Consider the following 16555-nt stretch of genomic DNA (forward strand, 5'->3'; position numbering starts at 1 on the left):
CACCATAACATTACACAGCCACCTCCATAGCAAACTTCACCTTGGGAAGACTAGACACAAGGTACATAAATTAGAAGTTTGGATGATGAAAGTAACTTTTGCTAACTTAGGTTTAATTGTTGCAGTCTACATCTTGGCTATTGGTAACAGCCATGTTCAGGCACAAGTCACACCCGATAGTACTCTCAGCACTGCTGTGTCTGGAAATAATAGTTACAACATTACTGGCGGCACTAGGGTCGGCAATAATTTATTTCATAGTTTCAGTCAATTCTCTATTCTTAGCAATGGCTCTGCATCATTCGATAATGCTACCGATATTCAAAATATTTTTAGTCGTGTAACTGGCGGTAATATTTCCAACATTAATGGTTCTATCAGCGCTAATGGTAATGCTAATTTATTTTTACTCAACCCCGCAGGCATTATTTTTGGACAAAATGCCAGCTTAAATATTGGTGGTTCTTTTGTCGGCACAACTGCTAATAGCATCAAATTTGCTGATGGATTTGAGTTTAGTGCAGTTAATCCCCAAAATACGCCATTATTAACTGTCAGTGTACCTATAGGATTGCAAATGGGAAGTAATTCAGGTGCGATTGAATTTAATGGTTCTGGTTATGGTTTAGAGCGATTGAGTAATTCCGTTCTGCGTGCGACTAGTGAATCTAACTTACAAGTAAAGCCAGGAAAAACTCTGACTTTATTAGGTAGCAATATTTCGATGGTGGGTAGTCAAATTTCCAGCAGTTCCGGAAATATCGAACTCGGAAGTGTCAGAGAAGGTGCGATCGACTTGCAGTCCATATCAGAAGGATGGCAACTTGGTTATGAAAAGGTATCAAAATTTGGAGATATAAAATTAGACCAAGCAATTATTGATGCTTTAGCTCCTGGTGGTGGTTCGATTCGCTTACAAGGAGGAAATATATCCTTACATAATGGCTCCAAGGTGATTATTCAAAACCAAGGAATAAAACCATCCGGTGGTATTAGTATTAATGCAGTTGAATCCTTAGAAGTAAGCGGTCTACATCCAAACCTGAATGAGTATAGTGCTATTTATACCGAAAGCTTAGTTGGTTTAACTGGGGATATTAATATTTCGACCCAACGCTTGAAATTATCAGGAGGACAAGGCATTTCCAGTAGGGCAATAAATAGTCAGGGGAGTAATATTATTGTCAAGGCATCTGAATCAATTAAGTTAGAAGCCGATCCATTAAATCCAACACGGACAAGTAATATCGAAACTACTAGTTTTAGTTCTAAAAGGGCTGGGGATGTTACCCTATCTACAAATGATTTAATCGTTTTGGATGGTTCGAGAGTCTCATCGATTACGACCTCTTCTGGAGATGGTGGAAATGTCAATATCAATACAAAATCAATTGAAGTAACTGGAATCACAAGTAATTTTGTCGCTAGCGTAATTACTGCTGGAAGTTTAGGGCAAGGTGATGCTGGTAATTTACTCATAAATACAGATCGATTAACAATTCGTGATGGTGGACGAGTCGATTCTTCGGGTGCTGCAAGCGGCAATGCGGGTAGTGTAACGATTAATGCTGGAGAATTTATCGAAGTCAATGGAACTGTACCAGGTTCAATCAATCCGAGTTTAATTATCTCTTCTGCAAATCTCTTAGATGAATCATTGCGTCAAACTTTAAGGCTTCCTCCTGCACCAACAGGAAAATCGGGAAACGTGACTATTAACACACCTGTGTTGCGAGTCATGAATGGAGCGCAGGTGACAGTAAAAAATGATGGTATGGGAAATGCTGGCAGCTTAAAAGTCAATGCTAATTCGATTTTTCTCGATAGCAAAGGTGGTATTACTGCTGCGACTAAATCTGGAGAAGGTGGTGATATTACAATTAATTTAAAAGACTCTTTGATTATGCGTCGTGGTAGCAAAATAGATACAGAGTCATTAGGTACGGGAAATGGTGGCAACATCACCATTAACTCGCCAATTATCGGTGGTTTTGAAAACAGCGATATCATTGCCAATGCTTTGAATGGTAATGGTGGCAATATCAACATTACTACTCAGGGCATCTTTGGCTTAGAGTTTCGCAATCAACTCACCCCAGAAAGTGATATTACCGCTAGTTCGCAATTTGGGGTGAATGGAACGGTGCAAGTTAATAACGTTGGCGTTGACCCCAATTCTGGTTTAGTTGAATTGCCAGCCAATGTCACCGATCAATCGCAGCAAATAGCAAGTGGTTGTTCTAATACCAATGGTAGTAATTTTGTCGCCACCGGACGCGGTGGTGTGCCGCAAAATCCCACACAAGAAATTATGAGCGATCGCACTTGGTCTGATACCCGTGATGTCTCTGCATTCCAAAATAAAACTAACGCAGTTATAACCCAAACACAAAAATCTCCAGAAGTCCTTGTCCAAGCTACTTCTTGGCGACGTAATGCCCAAGGCAAAATTGAACTCGTTGCAGCCCAGTCTCCTACATCTATGCAACCATCATTAACCTGTGCTGCTATTCCCAAAAGTTCAATATAACTCGTTAAATGTTACTAATTTTACTGGTACGGCGAAAATAAATACGGTGTATAAAAATAGACATAGCTTGATGAAATTAACTTTTTTTGAGTTTGGCTTCATAGGTGCAATTTTCATGTCTGAACATTCCAGACATCGTAATCCCGTTAATTTTTGTGTTAATGTTCTATGCGGATTAATTGCTTATTGCCACCAACCTAAGAAACCTAGCCTTCAACTTGAGTGGCTTTTACCTTCAGATGTTTAACCCGAACTCAGGTTATTTAGGGATTGGGGATTGGGGATCGGGTACTGAGGATTGGGCATTGGGGATTGGGATTGGAAAATAGTATTTTTAATCTTATTCCCCATTCCCCATTCCCCATTCCCCATTCTTTACTTACGCATCATCTAAAGCTGCAATTCCAGGCAATACTTTGCCTTCAAGCAACTCCAAGCTAGCGCCGCCGCCGGTGGAAATGTGGCTCATTTGGTCTGCTAAACCAACCTTTTCCACAGCCGCTACTGAGTCACCACCGCCAATGATGGTTGTTGTACCAGTTTTACCGATTTCAGCGAGGGTATGAGCGATCGCTTCCGTACCTGCCGCAAACTTATCAAACTCAAATACACCCATTGGCCCGTTCCAAATTACCGTTTTGGTATCTGCAAGGGCTTCTTGGAAAAATTTCACCGAGTCTGGCCCAATATCCAAACCCATCCAACCATCGGGGATATTCTCAATGCTAACGGTTTGAGAATTGGCATCAGGGGCAAAGTTATCTGCCAATACCACATCTGTAGGCAGCAATAAAGCAACACCCCGTTCTTTAGCCTTAGCTTCTAAAGATTTCGCTAGTTCTAGCTTGTCTTCTTCTACCAACGACTTACCAACATTCAAACCACGGGCTTTATAGAAGGTGAAAATCATCCCACCGCCAATAATCAGCTTGTCGCACTTCTCCAACAGGGTTTCAATTACACCAATTTTGCTGGAAACTTTGGAACCGCCAATAATTGCCGCCAAAGGACGTTGGGGATTTTCAATAGCGTTTTGCAGATATTGCAATTCCTTCTCAACCAAATATCCAGCCACAGAAGGGCTGAGGAATTTAGTCACACCTTCAGTAGAAGCATGGGCGCGGTGTGCAGTACCAAAAGCATCATTTACATAAAAATCAGCATTGGCAGCCAACTTTTTCGCAAATTCTGGGTCGTTTTTCTCTTCTTCTTTGTAAAAACGGACATTTTCTAGTAATAGCACTTGGCCATTTTGCAAAGCGGCAACTTTTGCTGCAACTTCATCGCCAATAGAGTCATCAGTTTTAATGACTTCTTGCCCCAGTAACTCAGAGAGACGCTTGGCAACGGGAGTTAGGCGTAATTTGTCATCCACACCCTTGGGACGGCCAAAATGACTTGCGAGAATGACTTTAGCACCCTTCTGCGTTAAATCTTGGATGGTTGGGAGAGCGGCGCGAATGCGAGTATCGTCGGTAATGTTGCCTTGATCGTCCACAGGCACGTTAAAGTCAACCCGCACTAAGGCACGTTTCCCAGATATATCAGCTGAAGATAAACTTGCTAAACTTTTTTTGGACACACCAAACTCTCCTGATTGCCTTTTTGTTATTGTTTTGAAAGTAGAACCATCAAGATTTTACCGGAGTCAGGGGTACCCAAGTGACAGAGATATTTAAGACAGTACTATTTCCTATTGATCAAAGCCGGGAAACGCGGGAAGCTGCTGATGTTGTTACCAACGTAGTCAAAAAGTACAGCAGTCGCTTGGTGCTGCTGTCTGTGGTAGAAGAACCGCCTCCAGATGCTCCAGATGCGCCTAGTGCAGATCCGATGGTTTCACCAGAAGTAGTTGCAAAACTGCTAGAAAATGCCCAATCTTTATTTTCTGGGCAAGGAATTCAATCCGAAATTCTGGAAAGGCAAGGTAAACCAGCTTTTACTATCTGCGATGTCGCTGATGAAATTGGGGCTGATTTAATTATTATGGGCTGCCGAGGGCTAGGCTTAACTGAAGAGGGAGCGGATGATAGTGTGACAACTCGCGTGATTAACCTTTCCCCTTGCCCAGTGCTGATTGTGCCTTAGTAGTGAGTGGTCAGTGTTGAGGAGGCAATAGACTTCTCCAGAAATTAATTATGCGTTATCCAGAACCTTTGTAGAGACGTAGCAGTGCTACGTCTCTACATTTTTTTTGGAAAAGTCTAATGACAAACAGAAAATTCTGAGCGTCGGAAGTCGGCGCTCAGAACTTTGGAAATAAACCTTCCATGTTTACATACTTTACCTAACAGCTTAAAAGCGATAGTTGCGATCGCGTACCCACATACTAACTGGAACAGCTTTACCCTGTGGATCTACTTTCGCTTTCACCACAATGGGGGGTACTTGTCCTCTGCGGGCGCGTTGGGTTCGCAAATCGTTGCTAATCTGCTGGCGTTGGTTTTCTGGGATGTAATAGGTTTCCAAGCCGTAGTTAACGGAACCATCTTGATAAACACCTTTTAAGGCTACCTGATTGGCTCTTAGAGATGTTGGGCGATCGCTACTGACTCGTAACGGTCTCCAAGCTCTAGGAACACCGTTACCATTGGATAGTTGCTCTTGCAAAGTCACGTAGATATTGGTTCCTTCAGGCAATCTTCTGCCGCTTCCACGGCCTTTGCTGACAATTGTTTGCCAACCAGGTAATCTCCTCAAATTTGCGGGACGGGATATGTTGTAATCTAGCGCTAAGGTATTACCGTCTAGTACATTGTTCGGGTCTACAGGTACGGTTTGCAAAATCACCGTTTTACCTGTCACATCTGTATAAACGGCTTGGGCTGGTACTGCCATGATTAACCCTGTTTGTAGCGCCAGGGGAGCTAGTAACCGCCAAAAAGGTAAGGGCTTATTCGATTTTTGTTCAGTAGCAATCAAGTAATCCCGAAAAGTCACCTTACTGGAGAACTCGGCTTCGGGAGACAAGGTTTTATTTTTAGATTCAGAAGAACTATTAGTCATGAGCGTAGTCCTAAAAAGCAGAGGAATTGAGGAGGTCAAAAGTAACGAGATTAGGACTAACGCAGAGAAACTTTAAAAATTTTGACGCACAGAGATAGAGATGTTGATGATGGGGAAATTCCTGAATTCTGTTAGCGTTGCGGGGCGTTTAGCCCATGCTGAATTTGTACTACTTTTTACTTGCAGAGCTACCACCAGGTAAACGGCGTTCAAACCAGAGTCCAGCGCTAATTAAAGCGGAACCGCACAAGATAAAGACTAGAGACTTGAAAAGTAAGTCGGTGTCGTACTCTTGCACGCGACTGATAATTTGCAGTGTCACTAACAGCATACCGCCCCAAAAGGAACTTCTGTTGCTTAATTTCAATCCTTCTTGAATTAGTCCCCATGCTAATGTTGCTAGAAGTACATTGAAAATAAAAACACCAAGTTCATCAATCCGACTGATAGTTTGATGCCAAAAAGGTACTATGGCAATAAAGGCAAGAAAAGTACCAATAACAGCAGTTGTGAAAATCACTTCGCGGCGCGGAGGATTATTTCTTTGACGCAGTAGAAATAACCATTGCAATACCGCCAAGCCACTGAGAATCCCCAAATCGATGATCGGCAGAGACTGGAACAAGTTAGTCAAGTTCGTTGGCTGATTATAACCATAATTTGCAGATTCCCAAACCCAACGAAAAGACAGAACGTAAAACACACCACCAAAGCTAACCAACGCTAAATTACGTGCCAGAGATTGAAACAACCTGTAATTTATGGTTGGAAACAGCAGATCGTCATAACTCCAGAATAATGCAGGTGGGAGTGCAAAAGCAAAAGATGCCACCCAAGGAGCTATATCAGCATAATTCAGCAGTGGCAGAGGATTAAGGTTAGCTTGTAATGAACTAGCGAAAACAAAGGCTGCTAGACCAAAAATCCAGCGCGATCGGCAGAAGTAGGCTAAGGGGACAAATACCAGCCATGCCAACAAAGGCAAATGCTGCACCACTAACCGCGACCAAGTTAACTCTCCTGTTGCGTACCATAAGTCTTCTAATCCCGTCCAATACCCGATTTCCACGAGGATAATTGACAGAATTCCTAAAGAATTTATGGACAAACTGAAGGCCATCACCACAACACCCAACCCCCAGGCGAGAAAAAGTTGGGAAGTTGAACCGGCGATATTGAACATCTGGGCCATCAGCAGTATATTTGCGCCGAAAATGAAGGCGCTTAAAATGAGCAACCCTTCTCCCAGTAAGCGTTTACTTTTTTGTGGCTTCTTTCCTTCAGGTGTTATCCAATTGTAAAAACCGGTAATAGCGATCGCAAAAAACAAACTCATCATGAGAATAAATTTGACTTCCCGCGAACCTCCCTGCCAGTTTCCTGATACAAAGGTAATTATGCCTAAGCATAAAAGGATGCTGCCTACAGCGATCGCGATCGCTTTATTGCGATCGCGTACAGCAGCTTCCAGGTTTTTAAATTGATAACGTTCTGCTATTTGCTCATACAGCGAAGAACTAATTAATCCTTCATCCCTCCATAGTTGTGCTTCTTTGCGTAACTTTTGCGGAAAACTATCTAAGAACATGACCTTCTCCGGTGCAGTGGGGTAGCTTGGCCATTGCGTTCTGAATGGCGGTCATTATATTTTGAGTATGAAGCCAAAAGGCTTGATTACATTGTTCTTGTGTAACAGTTTGATTTGGATTTTGATACAACCTAATTCGTAATTAAGAAGCGTCATCTTTCATATTGATTTCCACACAATTGCATCTCTACTCTGATTTGTGAAAAATTTTATTATTTATATATCCAGATGGAAAAACCTTCTAATTTATTACTTAAAGTCTCACGGCGTTTGTTCACTAATCTAGATGAACAAGAAAAATTTATTGAGGCTTTAATGAATCCTCAGCCTTTTTCACCCAGTATTCTTTGGTGTAAAGGAAAGCCAGAATTTTCACCTTTAGCAGTAGAAACACCAACCTATTGGCAACCACAATTTACTGACCGTTTATGCTTGGGAGAAAAACCTGGTCAGCATCCCTTGCATCAACAAGGATATTTCTATTGTTTAGATTTCTCTTCAATATTTGCAGCTACTACTTTGTTAGCAATTCCTCAGTCAGTGCGTTTAGTTTTTGATATGTGTGCCGCGCCAGGAGGTAAAAGTATCTTTGCTTGGAAAGCTTTGCAACCTGAATTGCTCATCAGTAATGAAGTAATTGGTAAACGTCTAGGGATGCTAATTTCTAATTTGAAACGTTGCCAGATTAGCCCTAGTGCAATAGTTAATAGAGATTCGAGTATATTTGCCGAAATGTTTTCCTACTCTAGCAACTTAGTAATAGTAGATGCTCCTTGTACTGGGCAATCTTTACTGGCTAAAGGTGAAAAAGCACCCGGATGTTTTCACCCAACTGCTATTAACAAGAGTGCAAATCGGCAAAAGCGAATTATAGCTAACTCTGCTAAACTTGTTTCACCACAAGGTTATTTAGCTTATATGACTTGCACATATTCACCCGAAGAGAATGAGCAAGTTTGCGAATGGTTTTTGGAACGCTTTCCCCAGTTTCAAGCGATGGAAATTAGTAATTTAACTAAATATCAGTCGCATTTAACTACAATACCTTGTTATCGGATGTTTCCTCAAGATAGGTTAGGTGCTGGTGCGTTTACAGTTCTATTTAAAAATACTAATGAAAATGAAGATGAGCAGAAAGAAGTAGATTTAAATGCAATATCTTCGCTATATATCTACCAAAATCTGAAAAAGTCAAGTTAATTACATTGGTGGTATATCTTCTGGCATTAAACCAGAAGATGTGATGTTTGTAAGAGGGCTGCATTTGTCAATCAGCCATCAGGAGTACACTTTTTAAGTGAGTTGACTTTATATTAAGACCATAGATATTGCAATTCTTATATAGATGCAAAACGTGGTGTATACAAAACATTTTTCATCTACATCAACCTCAACCCACCCCTTTAAAAACTTCATAATCTCCTTCCCAGTTCTAACTAGGAATGCAACTAGAAGGCTCCGCCTCTAGTCTAAGCGGCAGAGTTAAATAAGTGGGCATGAATAATTAAAGGTTTGTAGTCAGGGCTAAAGCCGCTTACTAAGAGCCAATTTACTTGATTTTATATTCCTTAACATAGTTTGATGTATTCTTGCCCACAAACAAGATGACGAAATTAATAAAAAACTTTCAATAATTAACTCTTATGGATAATAAAAATTTTTTAACCTCATCCTAACCTAAATTTAACCAAAACTTATCCGGTATCAGCGTTAGACTTTTTGAAATAACCATTATACAAAAAAGCTAAACCGTACAGGATGTAAATTACATGGGTCGAAAAGTCAGTAAAGTGTTTAAACAATCTGGGGTGATTCCTTATAGAGTGAACAATGGCAAAGTTGAAATCTTGCTAATCACGACCCGTAACTTTCAACACTGGGTGATTCCAAAAGGAGATATTCCTAATGGCATGAGTCCCCCCGCTTCAGCAGCCAAAGAAGCTTGGGAAGAAGCAGGGGTAATTGGGCAGGTAGACACCAATGAACTGGGCACTTATAAGTACCGCAAAGGAGGCAAAAGTTATCGTGTCAAGATGTATTTGTTACCAGTTGAGATGCTGAGTGAAGATTATCCAGAAGCAAGTAAAAGAAAACGGCAGTGGGTAGAAGTAACTACAGCTATCAGGTGGGTTAAGTTTAGTTCACTCAAACGAATTCTTAAAGGTTTTTTCCAGGTTAAATCTCACTTTTGTACATTTCAAGATACTAGTCATATATAAAAATAGCTACAATAAAAGTATAATTAAATACGTCAAAAAGCCTAGTTCGTAGTCAGCAATTCATCGTTAATAGCAAGTTTTACTAGAACTAAAGTTCTTACTACAAACTTTATATTTATTTATACTTAGCTACTTATTGAAAAGCCCTCGAAGCAAAGTGAGGGACTTTCAATAAGTAGCTAGTATTTAAAATAACTGGAATTGCTAATCAAAATAATTAAATATTAGATGTAAGGCATCACCTATCTTTGCATCAATTTTATGGTGAATATAGGTCTGTTTATTGAGTAAGCTTATCCAGTCTAAATCCACAGTAAAGCTACCCAAGTTTTTATACCGACAATTCCATCAGCTTGCAATTTCTTAGATGTTTGGAAACTAACAATTGCATTCTTAACTGACTCAGAAAACTTCCCATCAATGGCATCGGTATATAATCTGATGCTTTAAGTTTCCCATTTCATAAGGGATTGCTGTGTTGTGGATTTGGTCTTACATCTCCTTTCTTGGCGAACTTCTCCGTTCCACAAGCTCAGTATTCAACCGAATTAAATATTATCTGTTGCTTCAATCAAAGCACTACGAATTCCTGTTTCACTCATCGAATGTCCGGCATCAGGAACCACTATAAATTCCGCTTCTGGCCAAGCTCGATGTAATTCCCAAGCTGATATCATTGGGCAGACTACATCATAGCGCCCCTGAACAATTACAGATGGAATATGGCGGATACGGTCTACATTTAAGAGTAATTGATCTTCTGTTTCAAGAAAGCCCTTATTCATAAAGTAATGGCATTCAATACGTGCGAAAGCTGAAGCAAATTCGCTCTCGCCAAACTTTTGCATGAGTTCTGGGTCTAAAAAAAGTCTACTGGTACTAGCTTCCCAAATTGACCAAGCACGCGCCGCTGCTAATTGAATTTCTAAATCGGGACTGGTCAAGCGTTTGTAATATGCTGCGATCATATCATCACGTTCTGCGATCGCAATTGGTTCGACATAAGCTTCCCAAGCATCAGGAAAAATATAGCTAGCACCCTCTTGGTAAAACCATCGCAACTCTTTTTGCCTCAGCATAAAAATACCACGGAGAATTAATGCCGTGCAGCGAGAAGGATGGGTTTGGCTGTAGGCTAATGATAAAGTGCTACCCCAGCTACCACCGAAAACCGCCCACTTTTCTATACCTAAATGTTGGCGCAGTTTTTCGATATCACTAACTAAATCCCAAGTGGTATTTTCTCGTAATTCAGCATGGGGCGTACTTTGACCACAACCACGTTGGTCAAACATCACTATCCGCCATTTTTCTGGGTGGAAATATTGCCGATAAAAAGGTGGACATCCACCACCAGGCCCACCATGCAACAAAACGATGGGTTGACCTTGGGGGTTTCCTGACTCTTCAAAATGAATGGTATGTAGGTCGGAAACCTGTAAACTACCTTCTCGGTAAGGCTTGATCGCTGGGTAAAGTTCTCGCATTTTAGAAATTTTATCAGTAATGTTGTCATAAACATTATTATGAGAGGTCGCAAGTAAATGCCGTGGTTTGTCAAAATTGAAGAAGGGAAAGTCGATAAACCTACCTTTGACCAATATGTACCTGCTCACAAAGCCTACATCCAGGACTTGATTGCTAAAGGACACAAAGCACGAACAGGCTATTGGGCAGAACAAAGAGGCGGAATGTTGCTGTTTGAGGCAGCCTCTAAGGAGGAAGCAGAAGCAATTGTCGCTGATGACCCGTTGGTAAAACACGGCTGCGTCAACTATCAACTTTACGAATGGCGAATTGTTATGGAATAACACACACTTACTGGTTTTTCATGTTATGCTTTTAGAAGACCTGGATCTATGCGATTGCAACACCCAAATCTTGTCAGAACCGGAAGGTAGCAGCAACACGGGAGGCTTGTAATAGGCGTAGTCTCCGGGTCGCCCTATTTTTAGGAGCGGTCAGCAACAATGGCTGGTTTTGGAGATATTGTTCAAAAAGCTTTTTACCTCGGTGTTGGATTAGCTTCTTACGCAGGTGAGAAAGCAGGGGGAAAATTAGCCCAAGTGCGATCGCAAGTCCAAAAACTGGCAGATGAAATGGTGGCAAAGGGCGAAATGAACACAGAAGAAGCCCGCCGCTTTGTTGAAGAAATGATGAAGCAAGCCCAACAAGCCCAACCATCTGCTGAAACCTCCGAGAAAACACCGCCTTCGGAACCTCGCCGCATTGAAATTTTAGAGGAAGATGAAGAACCAACGGTGAAAGAGGGATCAAGTGATGAGAATGTGGATAAATTGCGTCAAGAAGTGCTAGACCTGCAAAACGAGTTAAAACGATTGCAACGCGATTAATAAAAAGTATTTTTTACTCGATATAACTGGCAATAAGTGGCACTTTGACATGGCACTTCATATAGAAACTTGATAAGATACATTGCCTAGTGTGTATTGTAGTGCTTCCACCCAGATAACACAAAGCGTCCTGTTTATAGCCTGCAAAGGTGTCAAGTTTATGGAACAGTGGCAAAAGGATTTAGCAGAAATCGTTGAAACAGTTGCTGATGAAGTAGAGCGTTTCTTCCTGGGAATGAGTGAAATGGTTGACGCTTTTTTTGAGCTAACGGAAGAAATTACTGAGCAAGTCCCTAATATTGTTACTGAAGTCGATCAGTATTTACAGGATTTAGCTGAACCAATGTTTGAGGCTTACTGGGAACTGGAAGACATGGTAGCAGATGTAGATCCAGGTTTTCCTTATTCAGTTGAACCTACAGCTGAAAAAAATCCTGCCTGCATCGGTTGTACTCATTACCACGGTCAAGTTTATAGTGGTAATTTGTTAGTTTGTGCCATGCATCCCCACGGTTGTGAAGATGAGAATTGTCCAGACTGGGAGAAGGAAGAGTATTGAGGGGGGAGTAGAGACGCGAAAAATCTTTGTCTGTACAAAATTAATAAAAAAACGTAAAGATAAGTAAAATAACCAATGACAAATGACAAATGACAACTGACAAATTCCCTGAAATGAAGTATGGTGAACGCGATATTGCGGAAGGTAAATTAATTACCTTTCCAAATCCGCGTGTGGGGAGACGATATGACATTAATATTACTTTGCCGGAATTTACTTGTAAATGTCCGTTTTCCGGCTATCCTGACTTTGCGACAATTTACGTCACATATATACCTGATGAACGGGTAGTAGAATTGAAGGCGCTTAAACTTTACATTAACAGTTACCGCGATCGCTATATTTCCCACGAAGAATCTGCCAACCAAATTTTGGATGATTTTGTGGCTGCTTGTGACCCGTTAGAAGCCACTGTGAAAGCAGATTTTACGCCTCGTGGCAATGTACATACTGTGGTTGAAGTGCGTCATCATAAATACCCATCATAAAAATTTTGGGTATTGCTGAATGGGGATATGAATCTGGATGTAGAGACGTTGCAATGCAACGTCTCTACAAGGATTCTGAAATTACGCAAAATTATTTTTCATACCGCAATCAGCAACGCAAATTTTGGTTTGTAGCGAACGAACACGAACATTTTTACTCAGGTTGATTAAGCGGACACGATCTAAACTAAAAACCAATACGGTTCAGTTAAGGCTAAAACTTTGTTATCCAAGTCAATTTTTTAACGAACCGCCTTCTCTACGAGAGGCTTCCGCCAACGCGCAGCGTCTCGTAGAGAAGGCGCAGAGGACGCAGAGAGAAGAAAGAGAGGGAAAAAATTGCTTGACTGAACTGTATTGAACTAAAACTAGTTATTTTGCAATTCTGTTTGCAGCAGATTGTACTTGAAGTACAACTTTTTTAGATAAAGGAATATATCCGAGTTCCAAACTGGATTTTTGCCCCTCAATCAAAGCCCAATCAATAAATTTTTTTAGCGCTTTACCTTTGACTCGGTTGGGATATTGCTGATAAGTTAAAACCCAGCTATAAGTAACGATGGGATAAGACTGGGAACCTGTAGGATCGTTGATAAAAGCAATCAAGTTATCGGCGGGTAACTTCACTGACTCCAAGGTTTGAGCTACAGATTCTGGTGTTGGCGTAATATAATTACCAAATTTATTTTCCAAAGCAGCCACAGGGAGTTTATTTTGTTTGGCGTAGACATATTCTACATAGCCAATAGCTCCTGGGATCTGTTGCACTAAGGCAGTAACACCTTCGTTACCCTTTCCACCAATTCCCACTGGCCATGCGACAGCTTTACCTGCTGCAACTTTGCTGTTCCATTCTGGACTTATAGCACTTAGATGTTGCGTCAACACACTTGTAGTTCCACTACCATCAGTGCGGTGTACAACCTGAATTGGTAAATTGGGCAAATTTACGCCTGGATTAGCTACAGCTATTTTCGGATGATTCCAATTCGTAATTTTTCCGAGAAAGATATCTACATAAACTTGGCGTGATAGCTTTAAACCATTTGGCAGATTGACTGGAGGTGACTGGGGGGCGGGCGTGAGGTTGTAAGCTAGCACTATGGAACCAGCAGTCATGGGCAAAGCAATCACTCCCCTTTTTATCTTAGCTGCTTGTTCATTTGTAATTCCCACATCACTAGCTGCAAAGTCTACAGTACCTTCAATCAGCTGTTGCACTCCAGCGCTGCTTCCTATAGCTTGATAGTTAATTTCCACATTGGGATTTTGCTGGTTGTAATCTGAAAGCCAGCGTTCATACAAAGGCGCAGGAAAACTTGCCCCAGCACCAACGAGAGAAACGTGCTTGATTTTTTTATTATCGGTAGTACAAGAAGCGATACTCAACAATATAGCGATTACGGGTAGTAGGCAAACCCGTCGTTTAGATTGAAGTTGAGCAGATATACAAAACTTTAGTTCCAATGCTTAATAATTTTCCAATCTGTAGCTGTGTAAGTGTAATTAATTGTAAAACGAGGAAAATACATTTGAAATACAAAGGTACGCAAAGTTTTCAGTTATGCTATGCGTACCTTTGCATTTAAACTTCAATAGCCGTCTCTTTTTCTTCAATTTTTGGCTCTGAACTAAGCCGATCTAAAATTTCTAAAACCTCTTGTTCAAAAGCAACTTGGGCGCGATTAGTTTTGCCACCAACATATAAGAGATCGCCTTTTTGCAATGCCCATATTTGTGAATGAGAAAAGTAACTCATCACCACACCCAACATTAGTAAACCAAATCCTGAGTAAACAATTGGGATGCCTGGATCGGCTTTAATTTGTAAGCCAGTGCTGCCAATAACATCCAGAATTTTCAACTTTACGCCATTGACTTCGGTTGACATCCCAGCGCGGACAGTATCAACTAATTTACCCTTGGGATCATAAATTAATACCATCCCTTGTAAGTCTTTGGCTAGTAAAGAAACACCTTCACTCAAATCCGGTTTAGTAGGAACCCACGTACCCCAAATGCGCCCTTGTCCTTTAGTGTTCAATAGCGCCATTGGTAATTGAAAAATCGGGCTGTTGTTAAATTGGACGCGAACACCTGCAATTCCCCAATCGGTTTGGTAGAAGGTTATGCCCCGATAGCGCAGAGGCTCGTTAACAAAAATCTTTTTGTGGTCAACTTCCTCTCCCTGCTTATTTAAGACAGACATATCGGAATAAAATTGATCGATGCCGCCAGATGGAGTGTAGTCAATCCAAAAACGATTGACGCGCACAGACCAATCTTTCGAGACTTGGGCGGCTAAAGGGCCAGCATCGACAATATTTGTCACTTGAAATGTATCGCCACTGGCAATCATTTCCTGTGCCATAAACCCAGTCATCGCCCCCCAAATTCCCCCTATTAGAATAGCTACGATACCAATATGAACAATAATTGGGCCGATGCGTCCGACTATTCCTTTGCGGGCATAGAGGATATTTTCTTTTTCTTGATCTGGAAAAATTTTATAGCGGCGTTTCTGTAATAGTTGGCTGAGAGAATTTAGAGAACCATTATCTAGTTCTGCACTTAAAGCTAATTTTTGAAATTGCCGTGGTTCTTCGTAATATTTCCAGCGCTGGGCGGCTTTTAAAGCTGGTAACTGACGGGTAAAAGAACAAGCAGTTAAGCTAGTACCAAATAAAATGAGTAATGCCAGAAACCACCAGGTACGATATACATGGTCTAAGCCAACAACCTGAATTACCTTCCAAGTTAAGAAACCAAATAAAGCTGGATGTTCTGGGTAGTTAGCCTGATAAAATGCGGGTGATTGACCTTGCTCAATTACAGTACCGGTGGAGCTAAAGATTGCAATCAATAGCAGTAGTGCGATCGCTAGTCGTAAGTTAGTCAGTACGGGCAAAAGCTCTTGCCGTAAGAACTTACCAGGTATTGCCCACCATTTTAATTCTTTGGACGCTGAATCTTCTAAAGTCATTACGTGTAAAATCTAACAAAGTATTGATCTTAAAAACTGCCAAGGGGAATCCGAGAAATTAAGGAAAATACACCGAATCCTACCAACAGCGCCCCGCTAACTGGGTTAATCCAACCAGACCAGCGACGCAATTCTAGTAATTTTTTAATTGAAGCTGTAAAAGTACCCGCCAAAATCAATGGTGCTACATAACCGGCTGTGTAAGAGAGTAGCAAAACAGCACCTAAAATTAAGTCTTGTGTATTCGCAATCCAACCCAGTAAACTGGCTAAAACAGGCGTGCTACAAGGAGATGCAACTAAGCCAAAAGTCAGCCCCAGTAAATAAGAACGCAATCCTATAGGTAAATCTTGCGAAATCCAATTCGTTTCGCCCAAAGATGGAAATTGCAGAGGTAGTGCTTCTAGTAAGTTCAGCCCCATGAGAATGGCGATAATGCTGACGATAATCGGCAAACCAATTCCCACTTGTCCATAGACTTTTCCTACCAAAGCTGCTACTATGCCCATCCCTGCTAATGTAGTTGCTAACCCTAAAGCAAACCAAGTTGATTGGGCAGCTGCTTGCAAGCGGTTTTTGGCTTCATAACCGCCGATGTAACCAATGGTAATTGGCAGCATAGAAAGCATACAGGGTGTAAGACTGGTGAGCAAGCCAGCACCAAAGATGATACCAACACTGACTACGCTAAGGTGTGCCAGTTGGTTAGAAACGAGGCTGTTGGCAAATTGTTCTAGTTGGTAAATTTGGGTTTGCAGGTTATCAAACATGGGGAGTTTCTGAGCGGGAAATGCTTACTCTGCTTGAATTGTAGCTTATTTTTGTCTG

Annotated in this window: 16 protein-coding genes and 1 other RNA gene; 9 read left to right on the top strand and 8 right to left on the bottom strand. The window is 41.2% G+C overall.

Going from position 1 to position 16555, the window contains the following annotated elements; genetic code table 11:
• Nucleotides 1–82 precede the first annotated feature (82 nt).
• Complete coding sequence (locus tag ACFFRD_RS12940) at nucleotides 83–2530, top strand: filamentous hemagglutinin N-terminal domain-containing protein (protein WP_392481863.1); 2448 nt, start codon at nucleotides 83–85, stop codon at nucleotides 2528–2530.
• 379 nt (nucleotides 2531–2909) lie between these two features.
• On the opposite strand, the gene ACFFRD_RS12945 is transcribed toward ACFFRD_RS12940, so the two are convergent.
• Nucleotides 2910–4112: a phosphoglycerate kinase gene (locus ACFFRD_RS12945; RefSeq protein ID WP_114085366.1), complete on the bottom strand. Its 1203-nt coding sequence runs from the start codon at nucleotides 4110–4112 to the stop codon at nucleotides 2910–2912.
• 89 nt (nucleotides 4113–4201) lie between these two features.
• Between ACFFRD_RS12945 and ACFFRD_RS12950 the strand changes: the two genes are divergently transcribed.
• Complete coding sequence (locus ACFFRD_RS12950) at nucleotides 4202–4618, top strand: universal stress protein (protein WP_041566493.1); 417 nt, start codon at nucleotides 4202–4204, stop codon at nucleotides 4616–4618.
• A gap of 207 nt (nucleotides 4619–4825) precedes the next feature.
• Here ACFFRD_RS12950 and ACFFRD_RS12955 read toward each other — a convergent pair whose 3' ends face one another.
• Nucleotides 4826–5536, bottom strand: a complete 711-nt coding sequence (locus tag ACFFRD_RS12955) for a GDYXXLXY domain-containing protein (RefSeq protein WP_114085365.1) — start codon at nucleotides 5534–5536, stop codon at nucleotides 4826–4828.
• Nucleotides 5537–5705: 169 nt separating this feature from the next.
• On the bottom strand, nucleotides 5706–7124 hold the full coding sequence (locus ACFFRD_RS12960) for a DUF2157 domain-containing protein (protein ID WP_193948424.1): 1419 nt from the start codon (nucleotides 7122–7124) through the stop codon (nucleotides 5706–5708).
• Nucleotides 7125–7352: 228 nt separating this feature from the next.
• Here ACFFRD_RS12960 and ACFFRD_RS12965 point away from each other — a divergent pair, with 228 nt between their 5' ends.
• Entirely contained in the window at nucleotides 7353–8324 is a 972-nt protein-coding gene (locus ACFFRD_RS12965; RefSeq protein WP_392481864.1) for an RsmB/NOP family class I SAM-dependent RNA methyltransferase, read from the top strand.
• A 569-nt stretch (nucleotides 8325–8893) separates the two neighbouring features.
• Complete coding sequence (locus tag ACFFRD_RS12970) at nucleotides 8894–9343, top strand: NUDIX hydrolase (RefSeq protein ID WP_392481865.1); 450 nt, start codon at nucleotides 8894–8896, stop codon at nucleotides 9341–9343.
• A 302-nt stretch (nucleotides 9344–9645) separates the two neighbouring features.
• Here ACFFRD_RS12970 and ACFFRD_RS12975 read toward each other — a convergent pair whose 3' ends face one another.
• Both ACFFRD_RS12975 and pip read right to left on the bottom strand, forming a co-directional pair.
• Entirely contained in the window at nucleotides 9646–9786 is a 141-nt protein-coding gene (locus tag ACFFRD_RS12975) for a peptidoglycan-binding protein (RefSeq protein WP_392483062.1), read from the bottom strand.
• A 105-nt stretch (nucleotides 9787–9891) separates the two neighbouring features.
• Nucleotides 9892–10830, bottom strand: coding sequence for a prolyl aminopeptidase (gene pip / locus ACFFRD_RS12980; RefSeq protein ID WP_392481866.1), 939 nt, complete (start codon nucleotides 10828–10830; stop codon nucleotides 9892–9894).
• A gap of 57 nt (nucleotides 10831–10887) precedes the next feature.
• On the opposite strand from pip, the gene ACFFRD_RS12985 reads away from it, so the two are divergent.
• The 5 genes from ACFFRD_RS12985 (at nucleotide 10888) to queF (ending at nucleotide 12744) form a co-directional block, all read left to right on the top strand.
• A complete protein-coding gene (locus tag ACFFRD_RS12985; RefSeq protein WP_012412163.1) occupies nucleotides 10888–11154 on the top strand; it encodes a YciI family protein in 267 nt (88 codons plus the stop codon).
• A gap of 37 nt (nucleotides 11155–11191) precedes the next feature.
• An RNA gene (gene ffs, locus ACFFRD_RS12990) (signal recognition particle sRNA small type) lies at nucleotides 11192–11288 on the top strand.
• Between the two features lie 25 nt (nucleotides 11289–11313).
• A complete protein-coding gene (locus tag ACFFRD_RS12995) occupies nucleotides 11314–11697 on the top strand; it encodes a phasin family protein (RefSeq protein ID WP_114085360.1) in 384 nt (127 codons plus the stop codon).
• A 160-nt stretch (nucleotides 11698–11857) separates the two neighbouring features.
• Complete coding sequence (locus ACFFRD_RS13000) at nucleotides 11858–12256, top strand: hypothetical protein (RefSeq protein WP_114085359.1); 399 nt, start codon at nucleotides 11858–11860, stop codon at nucleotides 12254–12256.
• An 89-nt stretch (nucleotides 12257–12345) separates the two neighbouring features.
• Nucleotides 12346–12744, top strand: a complete 399-nt coding sequence (gene queF, locus ACFFRD_RS13005; RefSeq protein ID WP_114085358.1) for a preQ(1) synthase — start codon at nucleotides 12346–12348, stop codon at nucleotides 12742–12744.
• Nucleotides 12745–13116: 372 nt separating this feature from the next.
• Here the strand turns inward: queF and pstS are convergent, their stop codons facing one another.
• The 3 genes from pstS to ACFFRD_RS13020 form a co-directional block, all read right to left on the bottom strand.
• Nucleotides 13117–14211 (bottom strand): phosphate ABC transporter substrate-binding protein PstS, encoded by a 1095-nt coding sequence (gene pstS / locus ACFFRD_RS13010; protein WP_392481867.1) that lies wholly within the window; start codon nucleotides 14209–14211, stop codon nucleotides 13117–13119.
• A gap of 118 nt (nucleotides 14212–14329) precedes the next feature.
• Nucleotides 14330–15727: a cytochrome c biogenesis protein gene (locus ACFFRD_RS13015; protein ID WP_392481868.1), complete on the bottom strand. Its 1398-nt coding sequence runs from the start codon at nucleotides 15725–15727 to the stop codon at nucleotides 14330–14332.
• A 29-nt stretch (nucleotides 15728–15756) separates the two neighbouring features.
• On the bottom strand, nucleotides 15757–16497 hold the full coding sequence (locus ACFFRD_RS13020) for a cytochrome c biogenesis protein CcdA (RefSeq protein WP_114085355.1): 741 nt from the start codon (nucleotides 16495–16497) through the stop codon (nucleotides 15757–15759).
• Nucleotides 16498–16555: the final 58 nt, after the last annotated feature.

It is taken from the genome of Nostoc sp. C110, assembly GCF_043099725.1.
Classification (GTDB): domain Bacteria; phylum Cyanobacteriota; class Cyanobacteriia; order Cyanobacteriales; family Nostocaceae; genus Nostoc; species Nostoc muscorum_A.

Coding starts and splice junctions, on each gene's coding strand:
- ACFFRD_RS12995 (WP_114085360.1), top strand. CDS start 11,314: ATGGCTGGTTTTGGAGATATTGTTCAAAAAGCTTTTTACCTCGGTGTT.
- ACFFRD_RS12985 (WP_012412163.1), top strand. CDS start 10,888: ATGCCGTGGTTTGTCAAAATTGAAGAAGGGAAAGTCGATAAACCTACC.
- ACFFRD_RS13015 (WP_392481868.1), bottom strand. CDS start 15,727: ATGACTTTAGAAGATTCAGCGTCCAAAGAATTAAAATGGTGGGCAATA.
- ACFFRD_RS12965 (WP_392481864.1), top strand. CDS start 7,353: ATGGAAAAACCTTCTAATTTATTACTTAAAGTCTCACGGCGTTTGTTC.
- queF (WP_114085358.1), top strand. CDS start 12,346: ATGACAACTGACAAATTCCCTGAAATGAAGTATGGTGAACGCGATATT.
- pip (WP_392481866.1), bottom strand. CDS start 10,830: ATGCGAGAACTTTACCCAGCGATCAAGCCTTACCGAGAAGGTAGTTTA.
- ACFFRD_RS13020 (WP_114085355.1), bottom strand. CDS start 16,497: ATGTTTGATAACCTGCAAACCCAAATTTACCAACTAGAACAATTTGCC.
- ACFFRD_RS12970 (WP_392481865.1), top strand. CDS start 8,894: ATGGGTCGAAAAGTCAGTAAAGTGTTTAAACAATCTGGGGTGATTCCT.
- ACFFRD_RS12940 (WP_392481863.1), top strand. CDS start 83: ATGATGAAAGTAACTTTTGCTAACTTAGGTTTAATTGTTGCAGTCTAC.
- ACFFRD_RS13000 (WP_114085359.1), top strand. CDS start 11,858: ATGGAACAGTGGCAAAAGGATTTAGCAGAAATCGTTGAAACAGTTGCT.
- ACFFRD_RS12955 (WP_114085365.1), bottom strand. CDS start 5,536: ATGACTAATAGTTCTTCTGAATCTAAAAATAAAACCTTGTCTCCCGAA.
- ACFFRD_RS12960 (WP_193948424.1), bottom strand. CDS start 7,124: ATGTTCTTAGATAGTTTTCCGCAAAAGTTACGCAAAGAAGCACAACTA.